The organism is Rheinheimera sp. MMS21-TC3, from assembly GCF_032229285.1.
GTDB lineage: Bacteria > Pseudomonadota > Gammaproteobacteria > Enterobacterales > Alteromonadaceae > Alishewanella.
The window spans coordinates 1,325,027-1,348,064 of the sequence record NZ_CP135084.1; the positions used below are offsets into that span (position 1 = coordinate 1,325,027).

Consider the following 23,038-nt stretch of genomic DNA (forward strand, 5'->3'; position numbering starts at 1 on the left):
TCGGCTTGTTATCGCATTAATATTAACAGGTTAAACTGGAACCATCTAATTATAGGAGATAGCCACGATGACTGAGCCAATACAAAACATTGTGATACAGCCAACATATTTTATCCCGCATGGTGCAGGCCCATGCTTTTTTATGGATTGGAACCCGTTAACCACTTGGCAAAATATGTCAGTTTTTTTAAGCAGCATCTCAAAAGAGTTGCCGGAAACGCCAAAAGCTATCCTACTCATCTCCGCACACTGGCAAGACGATGTTTTCGCACTAACCGCTTCTGCCAACCCTGGATTGATTTATGACTACTTCGGTTTTCCTGAATCGACCTATAAGTTGACTTATCCTGCGCCCGGTGCACCTGAGTTGGCAGCGACTATTGCCAAACTCATCAGTGAAGCGGGCTTGCCTTGTCGCTTGGATGAGAACCGCGGTTTTGACCATGGCGTTTTTATCCCGCTAAAACTGATGTTTGCCACCGCAGAGATCCCAGTTGTACAGCTATCTCTAAAACGTGAGCTTGATGCAGCTACTCATTTGCAGTTAGGCGCAACCCTTGCTTCGCTGCGTGAGCAAGGGGTACTGATTATCGGCAGTGGCATGAGCTTTCACAATATGAGTGGCTATGGCGACCCGCGTTATACCGCACCATCTGAAGTATTTGATCGCTGGCTCACGGATAGCATTAAGGCAGAGTCCTCGGAGCGACTCATCCGGTTACAGCAATGGCAAGGGGCACCCTGTGCGCAGGATTGTCATCCACGGGGGGCTGAAGAACACCTGTTGCCGTTAATGGTGGTTGCGGGGGCTGCGGGGACGTCATCTGGTCGCAAAGTGTATTCAGAAAACGTGCTGTGCACACAGTTGTCAGCATTTCGATTTGGTTAATTATAATGGAGTAATCTATGCAAATTGATTTAACCGCAAAACAGGCCCTGGTTACTGGCGCTTCGGCTGGAATTGGTCTAGCTATTGCAAAAGGCCTAGCTGCTGCTGGCGCTGATGTCACCCTAGTAGGGCGTGATAGCGGCCGCTTAGATCAGGCAGCGGCAGCACTAAGAACATTAAATCTTAAAGGTGATATCGCGACAGTTGAAGCAGATGTTTCAACGGCTGAGGGATGTAATCAGCTACTGGTTCAGCTACCGGTAACGGATATTTTGATTAACAATCTGGGCATTTACAGTGCAGTACCATTTTTTGAAATCAGCGATGACGACTGGCTGCAAATGTTAGAGGTGAACCTGCTGAGTGCTGTACGTTTAAGTCGTCATTATGCCAAAGGGATGCAGCAACGCTGCTGGGGGCGGATACAATTTATCTCCAGCGAATCAGCCCTAAATATCCCTGCTGAAATGGTGCATTATGGCGTAAGTAAAGCAGCTATGCAGGGGTTATCACGTGGACTTGCTAAAGTACTGGCCGGTAGTGGTGTCACCGTAAATAGTATTCTGCCAGGCCCAACCCGCACCGAGGGTGCCATTAAGATGATGACCGGTTTAGCTGCCGGTCGCGGCGTCAGTGTCAGTGAGATGGAAAAACTATTCCTAGCCGAAAACCGGCCATCCAGTTTATTACAGCGCTTTGCAACGGCAGACGAAGTAGCCAATTTGTGCGTGTACGTCGCTTCCGAGCAGGCCAGTGCGACAACCGGAGCGGCGCTTAGGGTAGAAGGCGGTATTGTTGAAAGTATTGTTTAAACAAAGCCTGAGCTTACAGCCCCACCTGTCAGTGCGTAATGCGCTGACAGGTGGGGCAGGCAGCGTTGATCGTACTGCCATTATTTCAGCTTTCACCCTTCGCTGATTTAATCGACTTTGCTGCACTTGGCGCGTTGGTAGCATTTTTTGGCCGTTTTGCTGCTGCTTACCCGCCAGATGAGTCAGCATAGTACTTAACGGTACTATAGTACTAAAATCTTTCATTCTGTTAGCTAACCGTTTTTAACACCGGACTTTTTCATAGCTCTTCACGTATATAGTGGATCTGTTCTGCATCGTAAACTTGATAAACATTCTGGAGCAAGACTTTCAAGTCATCAGATTGTTCACCTAAGCGAATACTCATAATCACTGGTGAGATGGCACGTTTTTCATCTAACTCTAAATAAGTTACATCTTGCCGAATAAAAGCTCGCATACTGCTAGGAACTATTGTCATACCTTCACCTGCAGCGACTAAACCAATAGCAATCTGTAGTTCACGCACTTCGATTACTTTGTTGGGTGATAAACCGCGATCATGAAACAAGGCTAAAACTTGATCGGCAAAACTGGGGCGAGGTTGCTTTGGGAAGACTAATAAAGGTTGCTCAATCAGATCTTTTAAGGTTAAATTTTGTGCGTTTTTTATTAAATAATGGGCTGAGGGCAAGGCAACCATAAGAGACTCTTCCCTTAATAAAATACGTCGTATGCTGGGATCTTCTACTCTTAAACGACCAAAACCAACATCAATTTTTCCGGATTTTAAGGCTTCAATTTGTTGAGAAGAAGTCATTTCGTGCAAGGTTATTTCTACAGACTGATGCTGTTCTCGAAATTGACGAATAATGCGCGGCAGTAAGCCGTAAAGCGTAGTCGCTACAAAGCCAATCGATAGACTGCGTTCAATTTTACCCACCCGCTGGGTCATAGTTTTAATTTCAGCTGTCTTTGCCAGCATTTTCTTGGCATGGCTAAAGAGAAATTTACCGGCTTCGGTCAGTTGTAGCGGTCGGCTAGTACGATCAAATAAAATCACCCCTAACTCATCTTCTAGTAGCTGGATTTGCCGGCTAAGAGGTGGCTGAGCAATAAAAAGCCGTTTAGCTGCTCGGGTAAAGTTTTGCTCTTCTGCCACTGCTACAAAATAACGTAATTGTCTTATGTCCACTCTTTATACCTTTTAGGTATCAATTTGATACCAACATAGTGTTGGATAGCGCTTAAGAGCTGAAGTATCGTTAATTACCACATTCAATTATACCGAAACGATATGATCAGTGCTATAGAGACAATTTTAATAGATATTCCAACCATCCGTCCACACAAGTTGTCGGTTGCCACGATGAATACCCAAACTTTAGTGTTGGTAAAAATCAGTACCGAAGACGGCCTAGTTGGTTGGGGTGAAGCTACTACAATTGGTGGCTTAAAGTATGGCGACGAAAGTCCTGAAAGCGTCAGAGTGAATATTCAACAACATATCAGCCCTTTGTTATTGCAGCAAGATGAGAAACGGGTCGGTGGCTTGATGAATAGGCTACGCAAGCAAATCCGCGGTAACCGCTTTGCCAAGTGCGCAATTGAAACGGCGTTATTAGATATTAATTCGCAGCGCTTAGGCGTGCCAATGAGCGAGCTGCTAGGTGGCCGTTTACGTGACAGTGTTCCCGTACTTTGGACTCTCGCTAGTGGTGATACGGCCAACGATATTGCAGAAGCACAAATGATGTTAGATCTACGTCGACACAATAGCTTCAAACTAAAAATTGGTTTAAATAGCATTCAGGAAGACGTTCGACATGTTTTGGCGATTAAAAAAGCCCTTGGCGATGACGTCAGTATCCGGGTTGATGTTAATCAGGCCTGGTCTGAACTGCAAGCAACGACGGCTATCGCCCAGCTACAAGATGGCGGCATTGATTTAATTGAACAACCTCTAAAAGCTGAGAATAGACGCGGCATGGCACGTTTAACTGAGCGTTTTTCGGTAGCCATAATGGCAGACGAAACACTAAACGGCCCACAAGACGCTTGGGATGTTGCTCAGCAAAATGCTGCTGATGTGTTTGCTGTAAAAATTGCGCAATCCGGCGGCTTAACCCAAGCCAAAGAGCTGGCCACTATTGCCCGTCTTTCGGGGATTAGCTTGTATGGCGGCACCATGTTGGAAGGCGCCATTGGCACCATTGCTTCGGCTCAATTATTTGCCACCTTTGAAGAATTAACATTTGGTACCGAATTGTTTGGCCCCCTACTACTGACGCAAGACATTTTAACCGAGCCATTAAAGTATCACGACTTTGCTTTGGAATTACCCACAGGCAAGGGCCTAGGTTTAGCCATCGATACCGACAAAATCGCCGCATGGCGCCGCCAAGATTAAGGAGTTATAGCATGTTATTTCAAGTACGTATGGATGTAAAAATCCCGAGTGACTTAAATCAAGACGTTGTTGATGATTTAAAAGCACGAGAAAAAGCGCTAGCACACCAGTTACAGCAAAGTGGTAAGTGGCGGCATCTTTGGCGCATTGCTGGCCAGTATGCCAATACCAGTATTTTTGACGTTAGCGGCAATGAAGAGTTACACAATTTGCTGCTGTCTTTGCCATTGTATCCATTTATGCAGATTGAGGTTACCCCACTTTGCAGGCATCCATCCTCAATTCATCAAGATGATTGTTAACAAAAAATTCTTATAAAATAAATTACGATAGGGAACACTACCATGACACATAATGAAATCGACCAGTTAGTAAAAAGCTTCATTATTGACGCGGCTCAAGCTGAAGCCAATCCACGCATACAACAAATTGTATTGCGTTTAGTTAGCGATTTATTCAAAGCCATTGAAGATTTAGACCTTTCCGCTACTGAAGTGTGGAAAGGGCTGGAGTTTCTACAAGAAGCCGGTGGCCGTATGGAACTGGGGCTTATTGCACCGGGTCTAGGTTTAGATCGATTTTTAGATATTCGTTTTGACGAAGCCGAAGCTAAATTGGGTATCACGGGTGGCACGCCTCGTACTATCGAAGGCCCCCTGTATGTTTCTGGTGCTCCTGTAGAGCAAGGCTTTGCTCGGTTAGATGATGGCTCAGAAATCGAACAAGGTCAGGTGCTATTCATGCAAGGTACGGTTTTTGGTGCCAACGGTCAGCCACTGCCGAACAGTTCTGTAGAAGTCTGGCATGCTAATTTGCTAGGAAATTACTCTTACTTTGATAAATCACAAAGCGATTTTAATCTTCGTCGTACCATCATGACTGATGATAATGGCCGTTATCAATTTCAAAGTATTATGCCAAAGGGCTACGGTTGCCCACCTAATGGTAGCACCGCGACTTTACTGGGTTTGTTAGGTCGCCATGGTCAACGTCCAGCGCATATTCATTTCTTTATTAGTGCTGAAGGTCACCGCAAATTGACGACGCAAATCAATATCGATGGTGATGAGTATCTGTGGGATGACTTTGCTTTTGCCAGTCGTGAAGGTTTAGTCCCTGCAGTACAGCAAATCACCGATGCTGCAGCATTGGCTGCACATGGCTTGCAAAAACCTTATGCGTCGATTGATTTTGATTTTCATTTAAACGCAGAAGTGGCCGAAGCGCCAACTACAGAAGTCGATCGGCAACGGCCTCAAGCGTAAGTTGTAGCGCAGTTAAACGTGGCTAACCAGATTCGTTGGCTGCGTTATTTTTTCAACTGTTCGCCCACCGATTATTTAGGTAACAAACCATGTATATAATTGATCCAGACAAACCAATAAACGAGCGTACCCTGAGCGACTTTTTAATTGAAGATGAAGCTCGTGGTGACCATCGCTTACATCGAAGTGCATTTACAGACCAGCGGCTGTTTGAGCTGGAAATGAAATATATATTTGAAGGCAATTGGGTTTACTTGGCGCATGAAAGCCAAATTCCAGATACCAACGATTATTACAGTACCCATATCGGCCGTCAGCCAGTGTTTATCGCCCGAAACAGAGCGGGAGATCTGAATGCCTTTATCAACGCTTGTAGTCACCGTGGTGCCCAATTGTGTCGGCATAAAAAAGGTAACAAAGCCACTTTTACTTGCCCTTTTCACGGTTGGACCTTTAATAACAGCGGTAAGTTGCTAAAAATAAAAGATCCGGTTGATGCGGGTTACTCGGAATGTTTTAACAAAGAAGGCTCGCATGACTTGAAAAAAGTTGCGCGCTTTGAAAATTATCGTGGATTTTTATTCGGCAGCTTAAACCCAGATGTTGCGCCATTGTCTGAATTTTTAGGCGAAGCGGCCAAAATCATCGACATGATTGTGGATCAGTCAGAGGATGGCTTAGAAGTATTACGTGGTGCTTCAACTTATACTTATGATGGAAATTGGAAGTTACAAGCTGAAAATGGTGCCGACGGTTATCACGTTTCAGCGGTACATTGGAACTATGCGGCAACCACTAATCGTCGTAAAGAAGAAGCTGCTGAGCGCGAAGATAACATCAAAGCAATGGATGCAGGACGCTGGGGCCAACAAGGTGGTGGTTTCTATGCCTTTGAACAAGGCCATATGCTGCTGTGGACCCAGTGGGCTAACCCAGAGGATCGTCCTAACTTCCCACGTTATAAAGAGTATACCGACAAGTTTGGTAAATCAGCCGCCGATTGGATGATCCAACGTTCACGTAATCTTTGTCTCTACCCTAATGTGTATTTGATGGACCAGTTTGGCAGTCAAATTAGGTTGTTACGGCCTATCAGTGTTGATAAAACAGAAGTGACCATTTACTGCATTGCGCCCAAAGGTGAAGCAGCTGACGCCCGTGCTCGGCGTATTCGTCAGTACGAAGACTTCTTTAATGTCAGCGGTATGGCCACACCAGATGATTTGGAAGAGTTCCGCGCTTGTCAGCAGGGCTATGCTGGCAAAGTGATGGAGTGGAACGATATGTGTCGTGGAGCCACCCAGTGGATTAAGGGGGCCGACGATGCCGCTAAACAAATTGGCTTGCAGCCGGTTATGAGTGGTTTAAAAACTGAAGATGAAGGTCTGTATACAGTACAACACAGTTACTGGTTAAAAGTCATGCAGCAGGCATTAGCAAAAGAAGGCGAAAAAATATGAATTGCCTAGATAAAAATACGGTTGATTATCATCAACTTTGCGCATTCATATACCGTGAAGCGCGCTTGCTAGACGATGAGCAGTGGGATGAATGGTTAAACTGTTATCACGATGATGCCCAGTTTTGGATGCCAGCATGGGATGACGATGACACTTTAGTGACCAATCCCCACACTGAAATTTCGCTGATTTATTACCCGAATCGTTCAGGTTTGGAAGACCGAGTCTTTCGGATTAAAACTGAACGCTCCAGCGCCACCATGCCAGATACACGTACTAGCCACAACATTAGCAATATCGAAGTGGTTGAACAACAAGGCGATCTGATTACAGTACGTTTTAATTGGCACACGCTGAGCCATCGCTACAAAACCACATTTAGCCACTTTGGTATGTCGCGTTATGTTATCGATGTGAGCGGCGATAGCCCGAAGATCTGTGATAAATACGTGGTGTTAAAAAACGATTATATCCATCAGGTTATTGATATTTACCATATTTAATTACCTAGGAGTCTGCTATGTCATTTCGAATTGCGTTACAGTTTGAAGACGGTGTTACCCGTTTTATAGACTGCAAAGATGGTGAGCTGCTTTCAGATGCGGCCTATCGTCAGAAAATTAATATACCACTGGATTGCCGCGATGGTGCTTGTGGTACCTGCCGTGGTTTTTGCGAGTCCGGCCAATATGATATGCCGCCTGAGCTTTATATTGAAGATGCATTAACGCCAGAAGAAGCCGAACAGGGCTATATTTTGGGGTGTCAGATGCGGCCGAAATCTGATTGCGTAGTGCAAGTTCCGGCTTCTTCGCTGTCTTGTAAAACCGGCATCGTCGAATTTCCGAGTAAGTTAACGGCGCTAAGCCAGCCCAGTGAATCGACCATTTGCTTTACTGTTAGCCCTGAACAGCCGGAAACATTGAGTTTTTTGCCGGGGCAATACGTCAAAGTTGCCGTACCTGGCACAGCGGATAGCCGCGCTTATTCTTTTAGCTCAGGGCCTAGTCAGCAAAACGTCAGTTTTATCGTGCGTAATGTGCCTGGTGGTTTAATGAGCAGTTTCTTAACTGAGCAAGCGGCGGTGGGTCAAAGCATCAATTTTAGCGGCCCTTATGGCAGCTTTTATTTGCGCCCAGTGCAACGTCCAGTATTAATGCTGGCAGGGGGAACCGGTATCGCGCCCTTTATGTCAATGTTAGAGGCATTAGCGCAAAGCGGCAGCAACCATCCGATCCATTTAGTCTTTGGTGTGACTAACGATTACGATCTAGTGGAATTAGACAAATTAGCTGCCTTCCAAGCTGAACATAGCTGGTTCGACTATCGTACTGTTGTCGCAGCAGAGAGCAGCAATCATGCTCGTAAAGGTTATGTTACCACCCATATCGAAGATGAATGGTTAAACAACGGTGACGTTGATATCTATTTATGTGGCCCTGTTGCGATGGTTGATGCGGTGCGAAGCTGGCTTAATACGGCACAAATTACGCCGGTGAGTTTCCACTTTGAGAAATTCTCAGCCAGTGTCGGAGCGTGATATGAGCGCACGTTTTGACAATAAAGTTATTATTGTAACCGGTGCAGCTCAGGGGATCGGTCATGGTGTGGCGTTAGCGTTAGCAGCAGAGGGCGCCAAGTTACTCTTGGTTGACCGTGCTGATTTTCTGTCTGACGTGGTGATTGAAACCGGCTTAGCCGAGAGCGAAATTGCGACAGTGCAAGCCGATCTTGAAACCTGGGCTGGTGCTGAGTTAATGCTGCAGGCGGCAATAAACAAGTTCGGTCGGGTAGATGGGCTGATTAATAACGTTGGCGGTACTATTTGGGCCAAGCCTTATCAATATTATCAACCCGAAGAAATTGAAGCCGAGATCCGACGCTCGTTAATGCCAACACTCTGGTGTTGCCGTGCAGTTCTGCCAGGCATGGTAGCGCAGCAAAGCGGTGTTATTGTTAATGTTTCGTCTATTGCCACAAAGGGGATTAACCGGATTCCGTATTCTGCTGCTAAGGGCGGGGTGAACGCGCTTACGGCAAGTTTGGCATTAGAGCATGCATCAGATGGCATTCGCGTCAATGCCGTAGCCACTGGCGGTACTGAAGCACCCCAGCGCAAGGTCCCGCGTAATCCAAAACCGCTGAGCAGCGATGAGCAAGTCTGGTATCAACAAATTGTTGATCAAACTATCGATTCTAGTTTAATGAAGCGTTACGGCAACATTGCTGATCAAGTCAATGCCATATTATTCCTAGCATCTGAGCAAGCCGCATACATCACGGGCACTGTGTTGCCCGTGGGTGGTGGTGATCAGGGCTAATTTAGCAACAATCCAGATGGTAAATGCCACACGGATTTAAAGCAGGTGAATACATGATTGATAAAACTGTCGCGACTACCGCTGAAGCCGTAGCGCAAATTTATGATGGCGCCACGGTCATGATCGGGGGCTTTGGTACTGCAGGTCAACCCGCCGAATTAATTGATGCGTTAATTGCGCATGGCGCACGCGATCTGACCATCGTTAATAATAACGCCGGTAACGGTGATACTGGTTTGGCTGCACTGATCAAGGCGCGGCGAGTGAAGAAAATTATATGTTCTTTTCCTCGGCAGGCGGATTCTTATGAATTTGATGCCCTGTACCGTGCAGGCGAGATTGAGCTGGAATTGGTACCGCAAGGTAATTTAGCCTGCCGGATCCAGGCTGCCGGATCTGGTCTTGGTGCCGTGTTTACGCCCACCGGTTATGGCACTTTAATGGCCGAGGGCAAAGAAACTCGAGAAATTAATGGTAAAAACTATGTGTTGGAGTATCCGATCTACGCCGATTTTGCCTTAATCAAAGCTTTTAAAGGCGATCGTTGGGGCAACTTAATTTACCGCAAAACGGCCCGTAATTTTGGCCCCATTATGGCCGCAGCGGCCAAAGTGACTATTGCTCAGGTCGCTGAAATTGTGCCGCTTGGCGAACTTGATGCCGAGCATGTAGTTACTCCAGGCATCTTTGTCCAACAACTGGTTGCAGTATAAGGAATAATATTATGAGTTATCAATCCCTAAGTCGCAATCAATTGGCCGCCAGAGTGGCACAGGATATTCCTGAGGGCAGTTATGTCAATCTGGGTATTGGTTTACCCACCCGTATCGCAAACTTTTTAGATCCAAATAAAGAGATTTTTCTGCACAGTGAAAATGGCTTACTGGGCATGGGACCGGCACCAGAGCAAGGTGCAGAAGATCCTGAATTAATTAACGCTGGCAAAGAGTTCGTTACTTTGCTGACCGGTGGTTGTTATTTTCACCATGGTGATTCGTTTACCATGATGCGTGGTGGTCATATCGATATTTGTGTGCTGGGTGCTTTTCAAATTGCTGAAAATGGTGATCTTGCAAACTGGCATACCGGCGCGGCCGATGCCATCCCCGCCGTCGGCGGTGCTATGGATCTAGCGGTAGGCGCACGTAAAGTATTTGTCACGACCGACCATGTGACGAAAAAGGGTGAGCCAAAAATTGTAAAAAATTGCAGTTACCCTCTAACGGGCGTGGGGTGTGTCGATCGTATTTATACTGATCTTGCTGTAATCGATGTGACGGCTACAGGTTTAGTGGTTATTGAAATGGTGCCGGGCTTAACGCGCGAGCAACTACAAGCGCTAACCGCTGCTCCGCTGCAATTTTCTGCTAACTGTGGTCTAGACAAGGAACAATAATCGATGAACGATGTATTTATTTGTGATGCTATTCGCACCCCTTTTACCCGTTTTGGTGGCGCTCTAGCCCAGGTTAGAACAGATGACTTAGCGGCAGAGCCAATTAAAGCCTTAATGTTACGCCAGCCCCAGGTTAATTGGCAGCAATTAGATGATGTGATATATGGTTGCGCCAATCAGGCGGGTGAAGATAACCGCAACGTCGCTCGGATGGCGGCGCTATTGGCTGGCTTACCAATAGAGGTACCAGGCACTACCGTAAACCGTTTATGTGGCTCGAGTCTTGATGCCATAGCGATTGGTGCGCGAGCGATTAAAAGTGGTGAGCAACAATTAGTGCTGGCGGGCGGGGTTGAAAGCATGTCTCGGGCACCTTTTGTGTTGGGCAAAGCCGATAGCGGTTTCTCTCGGAACCAGAAAATGGAAGATACCACTATTGGCTGGCGCTTTATTAATCCGCTGATGGCCGAGTTACATGGCGTCGATGCGATGCCTGTTACGGCAGAAAATGTGGCTGAAGATTTTAATATCAGCCGAGACGATCAGGATGCCTTTGCTTTACGAAGTCAGCAACGTGCTGCACGAGCGCAGCAAGTAGGTATTTTTGCCGACGAAATTGCCCCAGTCGTGATCCAGCAGCGTAAAGCTGATTCAATCACGGTCAGTGACGATGAACATTTACGACCAAACACAACGCTTGCAGCGCTACAAAAACTTAAGCCTGTAGTGAAAGCTAATGGCACGGTGACAGCGGGGAATGCGTCAGGGGTTAATGATGGTGCCTGTGCCATATTATTAGCATCACCAAGTGCCATCGTTACGCATAACTTAACACCACGAGCACGAATTTTAGGCACAGCCGTCGCCGGTGTAGCACCGCGGATCATGGGGTTTGGGCCGGCACCCGCGGTAAAAAAAGTGTTGGCACTCACCGGATTAAATTTGTCGCAGATGGATGTCATTGAACTTAACGAAGCTTTCGCGGCACAAGCGCTAGCGGTGACGCGAAATCTCGGACTAGCTGACGATGCGGCACAAGTTAATCCTAATGGCGGCGCTATTGCTTTAGGTCATCCGTTAGGTGCATCAGGTGCCAGATTAGTGATGACGGCTTTGCATCAGTTAGAGCGAACGGGTGGGCGTTATGCGCTATGCACCATGTGTATTGGCGTGGGACAGGGCATTGCGATGATTATTGAACGAGTGGAGGCAGATAATGTTGCTTAAAACTGACGATAAAGTGCAGTTGTTTTACCAATGTAGCGGAGATCCGGCCAATCCTGCATTGTTATTCTCAAACTCACTAGGCACCGATTGGCAGATGTGGCAACCGCAAATTGAGGCATTAAGCCGGCATTTTTATGTTATCAGTTATGATACGCGTGGCCATGGTGCATCAGATAAACCCGTTGGGCCTTATACATTGACTCGATTAGGCCAAGATGCTCTTTGTGTTTTAGGGGCGCTGAATATTAAAAAAGCCCATTTTTGTGGCATTTCAATGGGTGGCTTAACGGGTTTATGGTTGGCTATTTATGCCCCTGAGCGTTTTTCGCGTATCGTGGTGGCCAATACTGCGGCTAAAGTTGGCCAAACTGAAGCTTGGCTCAATCGAGCGGCGATGGTACGACAGCAAGGGATGGTTGATTTAGCCAAAAGTGCGCCACAACGTTGGTTTACCGAGCGCTTTATTAACAACAATAATACGCTGGTTGCAAGCTTGACCGCAACTTTAGCTCAGCAAGATGCTGAAGGATATGCAGCATGTTGTGAAGCACTGGCTGAAGCGGATTTGCGAACGAGTTTAACTAAAATTACTATACCGCTGCTGGTGATTGCTGGTAATGCCGATCCGGTAACTACTGTGGCGGATGCAAAGGATATTTGTCAGGCTTGCCCAAGTGCCCGTTTACTGAGCTTAAAAGCGTCACATATTTCCAATTTAGAGCAACCCTCAGCCTTTAATCAGGCCTTAAAAGGCTTTTTGCGCTAACCGGCTTATCTAACAATGATTGTATTTTTTATAAGGCGTTAAAACAGCATACTTCTTTAGTCATTTTTACGCTTTGCGCATGTAAATAAAGCGCAAGGCGAGTTCACGCTTTTCTCGTTCAAATAATGCATATTATCGATGTAAACAACAAAGTTATAAGAAATTGTATTTTTCATTTATTTAAAATCTCTTAACTTTTAGATCCTGAGGGATAAGAATATCTCATTGAATGCAGTGCAAATATAATGCTCAGTGCAATAGAAGGATTGTTGTCAAAACGTGCTAAGGCGAATGACCGAGTCGGCAACAAGTTTTCCTGAATATAATGTTTGTGACCTATTCAAGTCTCATAATAATAAGTGGATTGGTGAAGCAAAAGCTGCTACTGCGACTTTGTTACAATAGCAGCTTCTAGCTAAATTTTACTGGTTTAAGCTTTAACCCCTCCACCTAAAGCCTTAAGTAAAAACACTTCATTCTTTAGTTGCAACAAGGTTGTTTGTAACAATTGCTGTTCTGCAACTAATAGGCTGCGACGCGCATCTAAAACCGGGAAAAAACTGTCGATACCCGCTTGATTACGCTCATCTGCCAGCGTTACCAGTTTGCGTGCTGTCGCAACTAACTGCTGTTGGGCAAGAACTTGTTCGGTTAGATGATTGTGAGCGGTTAAAGCATCCTTTACTTCTCGAAATGCTTGCTGAATACTCTTTTCGTAAGCTGCTACCCGGATATCTTGCTGTACTGTTGCAAAGTCGTGGCTAGCGTCCAGACGACCACCGGTAAAGATCGGCAGACTTATCTGTGGCAGAAAGCGCCAACTGCCAGAGCCGGCACTAAACAAATCATCTAACGCTCGGCTACTAGTGCCGGCAGCCGCAGTTAGCCTGATACTTGGATAATAAGCTGCTCTGGCTGCTGCAACATTGGCGTTAGCGGCATAAAGGCGTTGTTCTGCAGCCTGAATATCCGGTCGTTGCAATAAAACGTCTGCTGATAACTCAGCAGGTAGTTTGGGCAGGGCCGGAAAATCTGCAGGCAGAATATTGTCCGGTAATGCCGTACCTAGCAAGAGTTCAAGAGCGTGTTGTTCTTGTTTTAGTAATCGTTGGTAGACGATAAGTTCAGCCTGGGCCTGGTTAACCAATAGGCGTGCTTGCTGCACAGCAACAGATGATGTGATGCCTTCTGCTGCCAGCGACAGTTGCAAATTTAAATTTTCACGGTAGTTAGCCAAAGTTTCGCTCAGCAAATTGGATTGTTGCTGATAGCTCAATAAGCTCAGCCATGATGTAGCGACATCGCTAATCAGGGCTAATTTTACGGTGCGTTCATCTGCCATGCTGGCCAGATATTCGTTTAAAGCAGCTTGTTCTAAGTTTTTTATCCGGTCAAACAAGTCTAGTTCATAAGCCACCAATCCCAGCTCTAAGGCCGATTGCTGGCTAATGCTATTGTTACTGCCGACAGTAATAGGTGTGCGTTGTCGGGAGAATTCAGCTTGAACGGCGACATCAGGCAGTCGATCACTTTGTCGGATCTGATATTGAGCACGAAAGGCTGCACTTTGTAATGCGGCTTGGCGCAAATCTTGGTTATGGTCTAGAGCCATAATAATCAGTTTATTAAGCTCTGGGTCCTGATAAAAACTTTGCCAGTCAGCCTGAACCTGCACAGCGCTAGTTGCTGCGACATTCACCGGCAGCGGTGGCAGGGTATTCTCTGGCGTATGACTACAAGCCGAGATGATGGCGACACTAAGCAGCAATAACGGGAAACGAATAGATCTCATTTATTTAATCCTGTGTGTTGATTACAGTCGGGTTTGCGTTTTTATCTTTAGCTGCAAAACTGCCAGTAATAACCGCAAAGAATAGCGGTACAAAAAATACTGCTATGAAGGTAGCCGCCAAGGTGCCACCGACCACACCCGTTCCTATTGCATGCTGACTGCCACTGCTAGCACCTGTGGCGATAGCTAGCGGTAGCACGCCAAACACAAAAGCCAATGAGGTCATAATAATAGGGCGGACCCTCAGTCTGGCGGCTTCTGTTACCGCCTCGAGTAGACTGCGCCCTTGTTTTTCATAAAGATCTTTGGCAAATTAGCTTACTTGCTGAGCTTACTCAAATTGCTGAGCAAGGTTATGCAGTGGACCATGAAGAGTTTGCCGCCGGCGTGTCAGGATTCGCAGTAATCGTGAATACCTATCTAGGGCAATATGCTCTTGCTGCTGTTGTGCCCAGTTTCAGGACAAAAGATCAGCAACGGTTAGTAACAGCGTTACAGGCATGTAAAGCACAGATAGAAAGAAAATTAGCCTAATAAACTATTTAAACCATATCAAGGTTGGTATACCGCCTGAAAACTGAGTCTCTATATAATTTATTTTCCGGAAATAGTTGATTTCTACAATTTGCTTAACCAAAGCAGTTGCTCAGAAAATAATGAACTAAGTAGAGGACAATTTGTTGTGTAACTACCCCGTAAAAAATTCTTCTTATGTGGCCGCTAAGCGGCCATTTTTTATAAAAAATTAAAGTTGTGCCAAACTTAGGTAGTGGTCATAAAACTTTTAAATGTGCTACGTGAAAATATTTATTTTGGTCACAGATTGGTCACAAAACACATTTTGTTGCAATTAAAGGTAATGATGTGTTGAAGCTAAAGCTAAGGGATTGTTTGAAATTTTAATTTGGCAGGATATAAAATCAAGAATGTTCAGTATGTTAGAAAACAAAAAAGCCGCTTTAAAAGCGGCTTTTTGTTTGAATTTATGGTGCGTCCTAGTGGACTCGAACCACCGACCCCCACCATGTCAAGGTGGTGCTCTAACCAGCTGAGCTAAGGACGCACATTTTTGATATTGCTTGTTGCCTGTCGGCTAACAACCGCGGCTATGTTAGGTCGCGACTGGATTAATGGCAAGTGTTTTTCAATTTCTTTAGCTTGTTTGGTGCATTTTTAAGCAGTAGAGGCTTAATTAGCAGCTGCCTGCAATGTAATGGGGCAGCTGTTGTTTAGCTGCTGCCACCATTGCACATGGTGCTGGAGTTGCTGGCGCATCACATTATGGCTGGCAATAAAACGTTGCTCTAGCATGGGCGATAGTGGGCTTTGTTGATACAAGTTGCTAATAAGCGGAATTAACTGCTGCTGATATTGATCTAATTGGCCAATATAAACCTGAATTTTTACGAGATAATACTTTTGAAAAACATTCGCTAATATTGTTAGCTGCTCGGTTTCGCGTTGGTTGGGGCAAAGTGAGTAAGTAGAAATGGGCTGCAGCAGACTGTTAAGCTGCTGTAATTGTTGACCACTTACACGCAGGCTGTATTGTAAACGGCCAATAAAATTATATTGATACAACTGCTGTAATTGCTGTTCGATATTAATGTCGCTGGCATCAGCCCAATTTTGTTGTTCAATATAGGTTTTAAGTTGATTTAATTTGGTTAAGGCTTGCCAGGTTTCTGTAAAACCCGCTGCTTGCACAGGTAAGGTTTGCGAGGTGCCTATTAGCTCTTTACGTAAAGTGGTGTCGGTATACAGCATATTTTGTAGTGAAATAGCTATATCAGCTTGTTTATCACGGTAAGCTTGTTGTAGGGTTTGTTGAAGCTGGCTGTCTTGCCAAGGTTGCTTTAAGCAGCGATCTAAAGCGTTTAATAAGCGCAGCTCATAGTTTAACAATTTACTTGGGCTGTATAGTCGGCCTAAGCTGCTATTTCGCTCACCTATTAATTGATCTAAGCTGCATTGCCTAGTGGTATGAGCATCGGCTAAGTCAAGGCGAATATCTGCAGGAGATTGTTTTAAATCACGCACAGCGACTAAAGGCTCTACGGGCACTAAGGTTAGTGGTTTAGGCTCTAGTTGTAATACTCGAGTTAGTCGTTGCTGGTAATCTTCTAACTGCTGCTGACCGCTATTATCGCTACAAGCAACTAAACTAATTAGCAGAAGTGGCAATAGCAATGCCTTCATTTTCTAACCTTTTTATTGTTTTAATTAATGTGTAAGCCATTAACGCTGCGGCGACAGATAAGCCCGCGATAATGCCAAGCCAAAAACCATGTGGCCCCATTGCCGGTACTATCCAGTCGGTTAGTCCCAGTATAGCACCTAGGCCAAAACCGATTGGCCAGTAGGATACTAAGGTAATATAAAACACAGGCTTAGTGTGTTTTAAACCGCGTAAGGCACAAGCTGATACCACTTGTATGGCATCAGATAACTGATAAAAACAGGCTAAAATTAGTAGCGAGCTGGCAAGGGCAATAACTGTTGGATCTGGCGAATATAGCCCTGCAATTTTGTGGCGAAATAAAAACGTTAAACTAGCAATAACGAATGACATGGTCATAGCTAGCACGACAGCGGTAGAAATAGATTTCTTTAACTCTTTTAAGTTCTTTTGGCCTACTAAATGGCCTACCCGTATGGTAGTGGCCATGCCAAGACTGAGTGGCAGCATAAAGATGATGCCGCTGAAGTTTTGTGAAATTTGATGGCCGGCAACCATAACTGGGCCTAAGTGGACTATTGCCAGTGGAATACAAGCAAATAGGGTGACCTCAAAAAACAATGAAAATGCAATAGGGGTACCAATGGTAATAATTTGCCAACAATCTTTTAAGTTAACCTTATAACTTGCTGGATGTTGACGATATTTACGTGCTGCTTTATTTAGCCAAGCGTAAATCATAACGGCGATAAACATGGCCGTAAAAACTAAGGCTGTGGCCACGCCACAACCGGCACCACCCATAGCCGGCATGCCTAGCTTGCCGTAAATAAAGATATAATTAGCGGGTATATTAACTAAAATACCGACAAAACTGATCCACATACTGGCTTTGGTGTTACCTATACCTTCAAAGAAGCTGCGCATCACCATATAACCGGCAGCAGGAAGTAAACCAAAGCTAACATAGTAAAGGTAGTCTAAAGATTTTTGCCGTAACTCGGCTTCCATTTGCAGCAAGTCGATAGGGTATTGCACAAAAAGCATAACAACAAATAAAGCTGCAGCTAATGCCATGGCTAAATACATAGCCTGCACAGTAAAGTGGGTAACGGGTTTATGTTGATTATTGCCATAGTGCTGGGCCACTATAGGCGTTAAGGCTAATATTAACCCTTGTAAGGTTAATATAACTGGCAGCCATAAACCGGAAGCAACGGCGATGGCCGCCATATCAACAGCACTGTAGCGACCTGCCATAACGGTATCAACAAAATACATTAGGGTTTGTGTTAGTTGGGCTATTACAATAGGGCCGGAAAGTTTTAAGATGGTTCTGGCTTCAAACCGAGAAAAGGGTAGCATAGTGACTTTTTCTTAAGGCTATAAAGGCGAGCAATGTAGCATAATAGAGGGTATATGTTTACTGGAATAGTGCAAACCAAAGCTTTGGTGACAGAAATACACGACCAAGTACAATTTCGTCGGCTTAAACTAAGCGTTGATCTTGAGTTTTTAAAGCAATTAGCGCGTGGCGCTAGCATTGCAATTAATGGTGTGTGTTTAACGGTTACCGAGTTTGACTCAGCAGCGGGCTGGGTCTGTTTTGATGTAATAGCAGAAACCTTAAGCAAAACCAATTTAGGTGCCATTAAACCACAGCAACAGGTTAACTTTGAACGCTCATTAACCTTTGGTAGTGAAATAGGCGGTCACATTGTTTCTGGCCATATTCAAACTACAGCAACTATCACAGAGCTAGTTAAAGACAGCCATAACTGTTTTATGCGCTTAGCTGTTGCGGCTGAATTTATGCCATATATTTTAAGTAAAGGTTTTATTGCCGTTGAAGGTTGTAGTTTAACCGTAGGTGAGGTTCAGGCTGAGGGCTTTAATTTGCATTTAATACCAGAAACTTTAGCCATAACCACGCTGGACCAAAAACAAATAGGCGATAGGGTCAATATTGAGATAGATCAGCAAACACAAACTATTATAAAAACAGTTGAGCGTATTATGGCGCAACGTTTTAACCAGCATAATTAATAGTATAGTTGCTGATGAGTAGTAAAAACTACTAGTAATATTGCTCATCATCAGCATCGATAAAAACTTGAATACTGCGATGCTGCTCGTCTTTATGTACCCTAATATGAATTGGGTTGCAGCAATTACTGCAATCCTCCACATAATCTTGGTCGTCATCGGTAACTTCAATCGTTAACTGCATAGGGTAGCCACAAAAAGGGCAATCTATATTGCGATTTAACATAGTGTTCTCCTTAGCTTAGCTATTAAGCTTTATTGGCCCCTCCTAAACTACGGCCACCGTCTACAGCAATAATTTGGCCTGTTATGTAAGGCGCTTGCACTAAAAATAGCAGAGTTTGGGCAATATCGGTTGGATCGCCTAAACGATTTAACGGTATTTGTTGCAAAATAGCGGCTTTTTCATGTTCAGCCAATGCCGGTGCACCCTCGCTTGGCCATAAAATAGCCCCTGGAGCTATGCCATTTACTCTTACTGTAGGTGCAAGTTCTCGCGCTAGCGACTTGGTCATCATTTTTAAGGCTGCCTTGGCCATACAATAAATACTGTACTCTTGTAGCGGCTTGTCGGCATGAATATCTACCATATTAATAATAACGCCATTATGTTTAGTTAACTCTGGCACTAAAGCTTGGCTTAAAAAGTAAGGTGCTTGTACATTGCTGCCAACTAAGTCATGCCAATTAGCTTGGCTGGCTGTGGCGATAGGGGTGGGATAAAAGCTAGAAGCATTATTCACTAACACATCTATTCGGTTAAAGCAGGCTAAGCTAGCTGCCGCTAAAGCTTTAATTTGCTGCGGTTCAAGTAAGTTAGCGCTAACAACTTTGGCGCTATTTGGCCGTTTCTGGTTTAACCGCTTGGCTAAGGCGTTAGCGGCATCTATAGACTGATGACAATGAATAATGACTCTATAACCAGCATGATGCAGGGTTTCAATCATTTTTCGGCCTAATCGCTTGGCGCTGCCCGTGACCAGAGCAACATTTTGTTGGTTACTGTGCATAAATAGCTCTCATAATAAAATTTATAGCTGCAGTATATAATATTCTACTCTTGTCGTTCATTATGCTTAAAAACGTTTAATAAGAAGTAAATTAATAGGCTTTGTTAGGGCTGTCTGCTGGAAGATATAGGCCAATTATGTTAGTATGGCACCTCACCACGTAATAATCCTTTCAGTTATTATGCCCGGTTTATCAAATGGCTTCTTGTATAAGCCATCAATTGATTTACTGCATAGTGACTGTTCTATTGTTTAACAAGTGTCCCTTGGTGTGGGCCACCACTGTATTAAGGAAGTAGCATGCCAGTTATTACACTGCCTGATGGCAGCCAGCGCTCGTTTGATCACGCCGTTTCAGTTTTAGATGTTGCCAAAGATATTGGTCCAGGCTTAGCCAAAGCGACTATTGCCGGTAAGGTAAATGGCCAACTTGTTGATGCTTGTGAAAGCATAGAAACGGATGCCACCTTAAGCATTATTACAGCTAAAGATGAAGCGGGCATTGAGATTATCCGCCACTCTTGTGCCCACTTATTAGGCCACGCTATTAAACAACTTTGGCCTAATGTGAAAATGGCCATAGGCCCAGTAATAGACAAAGGCTTTTATTACGACATCGATTTAGATCGCCCTTTGACTACTGAAGATTTAGCTACGCTTGAGACGCGGATGAAAGAGCTAGCGAAAACAGAATATGACGTAGTTAAACACAAAGTAAGCTGGCAAGAAGCCTACGACACCTTTAAGGCCCGTGGCGAAACTTATAAATTAGAAATTTTAGAACAAAATGTCAGCCGTGATGATCAACCTGGTTTGTATCATCATGAAGAATATATTGATATGTGCCGTGGCCCTCATGTGCCTAACATGCGTTTTTGCCAACATTTTAAAATAATGAAGTTTGCCGGTGCTTACTGGCGTGGCGATTCTAAAAATAAAATGTTACAGCGTATTTATGGCACAGCTTGGGCAGATAAAAAACAATTAGCCGCGTATTTATTACAGTTAGAAGAAGCAGAAAAGCGTGACCATCGTAAAATTGGTAAAGCCTTAAACTTATTCCACTGGCAAGAAGAAGCGCCAGGCATGGTATTTTGGCATAATGATGGTTGGACTATCTTTACCGAATTAGAACGTTTTATTCGTGAAAAACTTCGCTCTTACGATTATGACGAAGTAAAAGGTCCATTAATGATGGATCGCACCTTGTGGGAAAAATCAGGTCATTGGGATAAATTTGCTGACAGCATGTTTACCACTGAGTCAGAAAAACGCGAATATGCTATTAAACCTATGAACTGTCCAGGTCATGTACAAATATTTAATCAAGGTTTAAAGTCTTACCGTGATTTACCATTGCGTATGGCTGAGTTTGGTTGTTGTCACCGTAACGAACCATCGGGATCGCTGCATGGCTTAATGCGAGTGCGTGGCTTTACTCAAGATGATGCTCATATCTTCTGTACTGAAGAACAAATTGTTGCTGAAGTTGGCGGCTGTATTGATATGGTATACGAAACCTATAAAACCTTTGGTTTCGAAAACATTGAAGTAAAACTATCAACACGTCCAGAAAAACGTGTCGGCTCAGATGAAATTTGGGATAAATCAGAAAAAGCTTTAGCTGAAGTATTAAATGCAAAAAATATTGAATTTGCTTACTTACACGGTGAAGGTGCTTTTTACGGCCCGAAAATTGAATTTACCTTGCATGATAGTTTAGGCAGAGCGTGGCAATGTGGTACAGTACAGTTAGATTTCTCTATGCCAACACGTTTAGGCGCAACTTATATTGCCGAAAGTGGTGAAAGACAAGTTCCTGTAATGATTCACCGTGCTATTTTAGGATCATTAGAGCGTTTTATTGGTATACTAATTGAAGAATATGCAGGACAATTCCCAACTTGGTTAGCACCTAATCAGGTTGTAGTAATGAATATTACGGATAATCAAGCCGAATATGTGCAAGAATTGATGAAAAAATTGAAATCTCATGGAATTAGAGTCATAAGTGACTTGAGAAATGAGAAGATAGGCTTTAAAATCCGCGAGCACACGCTGAAGCGTATTCCTTATCTTGCCGTTGTTGGTGATAAAGAAATGGAATCAGGTGAAATTGCCCTGAGAACGCGTAAAGGCGAAGACTTAGGTAAACTGACTATTCAAGCTTTTATAGATAAAATTACAGCTGAAATAGCAGACCGAGTCTGACACATTAGTGTCATATAAGAATAATTTCTGGAGGAACATACTATTAAAGTAGGAAAGAAAACATTACCGGCCAACCGTCCTAACAGGATAAATGAAGAGATTAATCTGCCAGAAGTGCGATTAATTGGTATGGAAGGTGAGCAGCTGGGCGTCGTGACAACGGCTGAAGCAATTCGGTTAGCTGAAGAAGCTGCTGCTGATTTAGTAGAAATTAGCCCGACAGCTGAACCGCCAGTCTGTAAGTTGATGGACTACGGTAAGTTCCTGTTCGAGAAGAGCAAAGCTCTGAAAGAACAAAAGAAGAAGCAAAAACAGATCCAGATTAAGGAAATAAAATTCCGGCCTGGAACTGATGAAGGCGATTACCAGGTAAAACTACGCAACCTGCGTCGCTTCATTGAAGAGGGTGACAAAGCTAAAGTAACACTACGCTATCGTGGTCGTGAAATGGCGCATACTGATATAGGCATTGAAATGTTAAATCGGATTAAAGAAGATTTAGCTGACATAGCCGTGTGCGAATCTTTCCCTTCACGGGTGGAAGGTCGCCAGATGATCATGATGCTGGCCCCAAATAAGAAGTAATAGGTGCATTCAAGTATAAGTAGATATTTTTACATCAATTTATTTTGTTGTATTAGTGTCTATTTATCGCCTTATTATTCGTTTTAATTTAACAATGCGAGTTTATAAAACTATGCCAAAGATGAAAACCAATAAAGGCGCCGCGAAACGTTTCAAAAAAACGGGTTCAGGTGGCTTTAAACGTAAGCAATCACACCTTCGCCACATTTTGACGAAGAAGTCTTCTAAGCGTAAGCGTCAGTTAGGTCCAAAAACCTTAGTCGCTAAAGTCGATGTACCGGGCGTAGCTCGTTGCATGCCGTACGCATAATAATTAGGAGTCTGACATGCCAAGAGTAAAACGTGGTGTAACGGCGCGCGCGCGTCATAAGAAGGTGTTAAACCAGGCTAAAGGTTACTACGGTGCCCGCAGTCGTGTTTATCGTGTTGCTTTCCAGGCTGTTATTAAAGCCGGCCAATATGCTTACCGTGACCGTCGTCAACGTAAGCGTCAGTTCCGTCAATTGTGGATTGCGCGTATTAACGCTGCATCACGCATGAACGGTTTGACATATAGTCGCTTCATTGCTGGCTTGAAAAAAGCTTCGATTGAAATCGATCGTAAGATTTTAGCTGATATCGCTGTATACGATAAAGTGGCATTTACTGCACTTGTTGGTAAAGCGAAGCAAGCTTTAGCTTAATATTGTT

General features: G+C 44.3%; 26 protein-coding genes, 1 tRNA gene and 1 pseudogene. 20 read left to right on the forward strand and 8 right to left on the reverse strand.

The window, feature by feature from the left end; genetic code table 11:
- Window positions 1-67: 67 nt before the first annotated feature.
- From RDV63_RS06625 to RDV63_RS06635, 3 genes are all read left to right on the forward strand, one after another.
- Window positions 68-889 carry a class III extradiol ring-cleavage dioxygenase gene (locus tag RDV63_RS06625; protein WP_313908721.1) on the forward strand — a complete coding sequence of 274 codons (822 nt, stop codon included), beginning with the start codon at window positions 68-70 and terminating at the stop codon, window positions 887-889.
- 17 nt (window positions 890-906) lie between these two features.
- Complete coding sequence (locus RDV63_RS06630) at window positions 907-1,701, forward strand: SDR family oxidoreductase (RefSeq protein ID WP_313908722.1); 795 nt, start codon at window positions 907-909, stop codon at window positions 1,699-1,701.
- A 65-nt stretch (window positions 1,702-1,766) separates the two neighbouring features.
- Window positions 1,767-1,892, forward strand: a complete 126-nt coding sequence (locus tag RDV63_RS06635) for a hypothetical protein (protein WP_313908723.1) — start codon at window positions 1,767-1,769, stop codon at window positions 1,890-1,892.
- Between the two features lie 68 nt (window positions 1,893-1,960).
- Here the strand turns inward: RDV63_RS06635 and RDV63_RS06640 are convergent, their stop codons facing one another.
- Window positions 1,961-2,875, reverse strand: coding sequence for a LysR family transcriptional regulator (locus RDV63_RS06640; protein WP_313908724.1), 915 nt, complete (start codon window positions 2,873-2,875; stop codon window positions 1,961-1,963).
- Window positions 2,876-2,977: 102 nt separating this feature from the next.
- Here RDV63_RS06640 and RDV63_RS06645 point away from each other — a divergent pair, with 102 nt between their 5' ends.
- The 11 genes from RDV63_RS06645 to pcaD all read left to right on the forward strand — a co-directional run bounded on the left by RDV63_RS06645 (window position 2,978) and on the right by pcaD (window position 12,525).
- Window positions 2,978-4,090, forward strand: a complete 1,113-nt coding sequence (locus RDV63_RS06645; protein WP_313908725.1) for a muconate/chloromuconate family cycloisomerase — start codon at window positions 2,978-2,980, stop codon at window positions 4,088-4,090.
- Between the two features lie 11 nt (window positions 4,091-4,101).
- Complete coding sequence (catC, locus tag RDV63_RS06650; protein ID WP_313908726.1) at window positions 4,102-4,392, forward strand: muconolactone Delta-isomerase; 291 nt, start codon at window positions 4,102-4,104, stop codon at window positions 4,390-4,392.
- A gap of 42 nt (window positions 4,393-4,434) precedes the next feature.
- Entirely contained in the window at window positions 4,435-5,355 is a 921-nt protein-coding gene (gene catA / locus RDV63_RS06655; RefSeq protein ID WP_313908727.1) for a catechol 1,2-dioxygenase, read from the forward strand.
- Between the two features lie 89 nt (window positions 5,356-5,444).
- The gene (gene benA, locus RDV63_RS06660) at window positions 5,445-6,815 is read left to right on the forward strand and encodes a benzoate 1,2-dioxygenase large subunit (RefSeq protein ID WP_313908728.1); all 1,371 of its coding nucleotides are present in this window, start codon (window positions 5,445-5,447) and stop codon (window positions 6,813-6,815) included.
- Window positions 6,812-7,318 (forward strand): benzoate 1,2-dioxygenase small subunit, encoded by a 507-nt coding sequence (benB, locus tag RDV63_RS06665; protein ID WP_313908729.1) that lies wholly within the window; start codon window positions 6,812-6,814, stop codon window positions 7,316-7,318. The genes benA and benB overlap by 4 nt, the downstream gene beginning before the upstream one ends.
- Before the next feature lie 17 nt (window positions 7,319-7,335).
- Window positions 7,336-8,355, forward strand: coding sequence for a benzoate 1,2-dioxygenase electron transfer component BenC (benC, locus tag RDV63_RS06670; RefSeq protein WP_313908730.1), 1,020 nt, complete (start codon window positions 7,336-7,338; stop codon window positions 8,353-8,355).
- Window position 8,356: 1 nt separating this feature from the next.
- Entirely contained in the window at window positions 8,357-9,136 is a 780-nt protein-coding gene (locus RDV63_RS06675) for a 1,6-dihydroxycyclohexa-2,4-diene-1-carboxylate dehydrogenase (protein WP_313908731.1), read from the forward strand.
- A gap of 53 nt (window positions 9,137-9,189) precedes the next feature.
- The gene (locus tag RDV63_RS06680; RefSeq protein ID WP_313908732.1) at window positions 9,190-9,849 is read left to right on the forward strand and encodes a 3-oxoacid CoA-transferase subunit A; all 660 of its coding nucleotides are present in this window, start codon (window positions 9,190-9,192) and stop codon (window positions 9,847-9,849) included.
- 11 nt (window positions 9,850-9,860) lie between these two features.
- Window positions 9,861-10,532, forward strand: coding sequence for a 3-oxoacid CoA-transferase subunit B (locus tag RDV63_RS06685; protein ID WP_313908733.1), 672 nt, complete (start codon window positions 9,861-9,863; stop codon window positions 10,530-10,532).
- A gap of 3 nt (window positions 10,533-10,535) precedes the next feature.
- Window positions 10,536-11,759 (forward strand): 3-oxoadipyl-CoA thiolase, encoded by a 1,224-nt coding sequence (gene pcaF, locus RDV63_RS06690; protein WP_313908734.1) that lies wholly within the window; start codon window positions 10,536-10,538, stop codon window positions 11,757-11,759.
- Window positions 11,749-12,525, forward strand: a complete 777-nt coding sequence (pcaD, locus tag RDV63_RS06695; protein WP_313908735.1) for a 3-oxoadipate enol-lactonase — start codon at window positions 11,749-11,751, stop codon at window positions 12,523-12,525. The genes pcaF and pcaD overlap by 11 nt, the downstream gene beginning before the upstream one ends.
- Window positions 12,526-12,955: 430 nt before the next feature.
- On the opposite strand, the gene RDV63_RS06700 is transcribed toward pcaD, so the two are convergent.
- Window positions 12,956-14,317: an efflux transporter outer membrane subunit gene (locus tag RDV63_RS06700; RefSeq protein WP_313908736.1), complete on the reverse strand. Its 1,362-nt coding sequence runs from the start codon at window positions 14,315-14,317 to the stop codon at window positions 12,956-12,958.
- Window positions 14,318-14,321: 4 nt separating this feature from the next.
- Window positions 14,322-14,570: pseudogene (locus tag RDV63_RS06705) on the reverse strand (efflux RND transporter permease subunit); the annotation flags it as partial.
- Window positions 14,571-14,629: 59 nt separating this feature from the next.
- On the opposite strand from RDV63_RS06705, the gene RDV63_RS06710 reads away from it, so the two are divergent.
- Window positions 14,630-14,851 carry an IclR family transcriptional regulator C-terminal domain-containing protein gene (locus RDV63_RS06710; RefSeq protein ID WP_313910389.1) on the forward strand — a complete coding sequence of 74 codons (222 nt, stop codon included), beginning with the start codon at window positions 14,630-14,632 and terminating at the stop codon, window positions 14,849-14,851.
- A gap of 452 nt (window positions 14,852-15,303) precedes the next feature.
- On the opposite strand, the gene RDV63_RS06715 is transcribed toward RDV63_RS06710, so the two are convergent.
- The 3 genes from RDV63_RS06715 to RDV63_RS06725 form a co-directional block, all read right to left on the reverse strand.
- Window positions 15,304-15,380: transfer RNA gene (locus RDV63_RS06715), tRNA-Val, on the reverse strand.
- A gap of 125 nt (window positions 15,381-15,505) precedes the next feature.
- Entirely contained in the window at window positions 15,506-16,516 is a 1,011-nt protein-coding gene (locus RDV63_RS06720; RefSeq protein WP_313908737.1) for a DUF3080 family protein, read from the reverse strand.
- Window positions 16,482-17,861: an MATE family efflux transporter gene (locus RDV63_RS06725; protein WP_313908738.1), complete on the reverse strand. Its 1,380-nt coding sequence runs from the start codon at window positions 17,859-17,861 to the stop codon at window positions 16,482-16,484. Before RDV63_RS06725 ends, RDV63_RS06720 begins: the two co-directional genes overlap by 35 nt.
- A gap of 54 nt (window positions 17,862-17,915) precedes the next feature.
- Between RDV63_RS06725 and RDV63_RS06730 the strand changes: the two genes are divergently transcribed.
- The gene (locus tag RDV63_RS06730) at window positions 17,916-18,542 is read left to right on the forward strand and encodes a riboflavin synthase subunit alpha (RefSeq protein WP_313908739.1); all 627 of its coding nucleotides are present in this window, start codon (window positions 17,916-17,918) and stop codon (window positions 18,540-18,542) included.
- A 31-nt stretch (window positions 18,543-18,573) separates the two neighbouring features.
- Here RDV63_RS06730 and RDV63_RS06735 read toward each other — a convergent pair whose 3' ends face one another.
- Together RDV63_RS06735 and RDV63_RS06740 are read right to left on the reverse strand one after the other, a co-directional pair.
- Window positions 18,574-18,768, reverse strand: a complete 195-nt coding sequence (locus RDV63_RS06735; RefSeq protein WP_313908740.1) for a CPXCG motif-containing cysteine-rich protein — start codon at window positions 18,766-18,768, stop codon at window positions 18,574-18,576.
- A gap of 22 nt (window positions 18,769-18,790) precedes the next feature.
- On the reverse strand, window positions 18,791-19,552 hold the full coding sequence (locus tag RDV63_RS06740; RefSeq protein WP_313908741.1) for a pteridine reductase: 762 nt from the start codon (window positions 19,550-19,552) through the stop codon (window positions 18,791-18,793).
- A 300-nt stretch (window positions 19,553-19,852) separates the two neighbouring features.
- Here RDV63_RS06740 and thrS point away from each other — a divergent pair, with 300 nt between their 5' ends.
- The 4 genes from thrS (at window position 19,853) to rplT (ending at window position 23,031) form a co-directional block, all read left to right on the forward strand.
- Window positions 19,853-21,763: a threonine--tRNA ligase gene (thrS, locus tag RDV63_RS06745; RefSeq protein ID WP_313908742.1), complete on the forward strand. Its 1,911-nt coding sequence runs from the start codon at window positions 19,853-19,855 to the stop codon at window positions 21,761-21,763.
- Between the two features lie 42 nt (window positions 21,764-21,805).
- Window positions 21,806-22,348, forward strand: a complete 543-nt coding sequence (infC, locus tag RDV63_RS06750; RefSeq protein WP_313910390.1) for a translation initiation factor IF-3 — start codon at window positions 21,806-21,808, stop codon at window positions 22,346-22,348.
- A gap of 112 nt (window positions 22,349-22,460) precedes the next feature.
- Window positions 22,461-22,658 (forward strand): 50S ribosomal protein L35, encoded by a 198-nt coding sequence (gene rpmI / locus RDV63_RS06755; protein WP_313910392.1) that lies wholly within the window; start codon window positions 22,461-22,463, stop codon window positions 22,656-22,658.
- Between the two features lie 16 nt (window positions 22,659-22,674).
- The gene (rplT, locus tag RDV63_RS06760; RefSeq protein ID WP_313908743.1) at window positions 22,675-23,031 is read left to right on the forward strand and encodes a 50S ribosomal protein L20; all 357 of its coding nucleotides are present in this window, start codon (window positions 22,675-22,677) and stop codon (window positions 23,029-23,031) included.
- Window positions 23,032-23,038 lie beyond the last annotated feature (7 nt).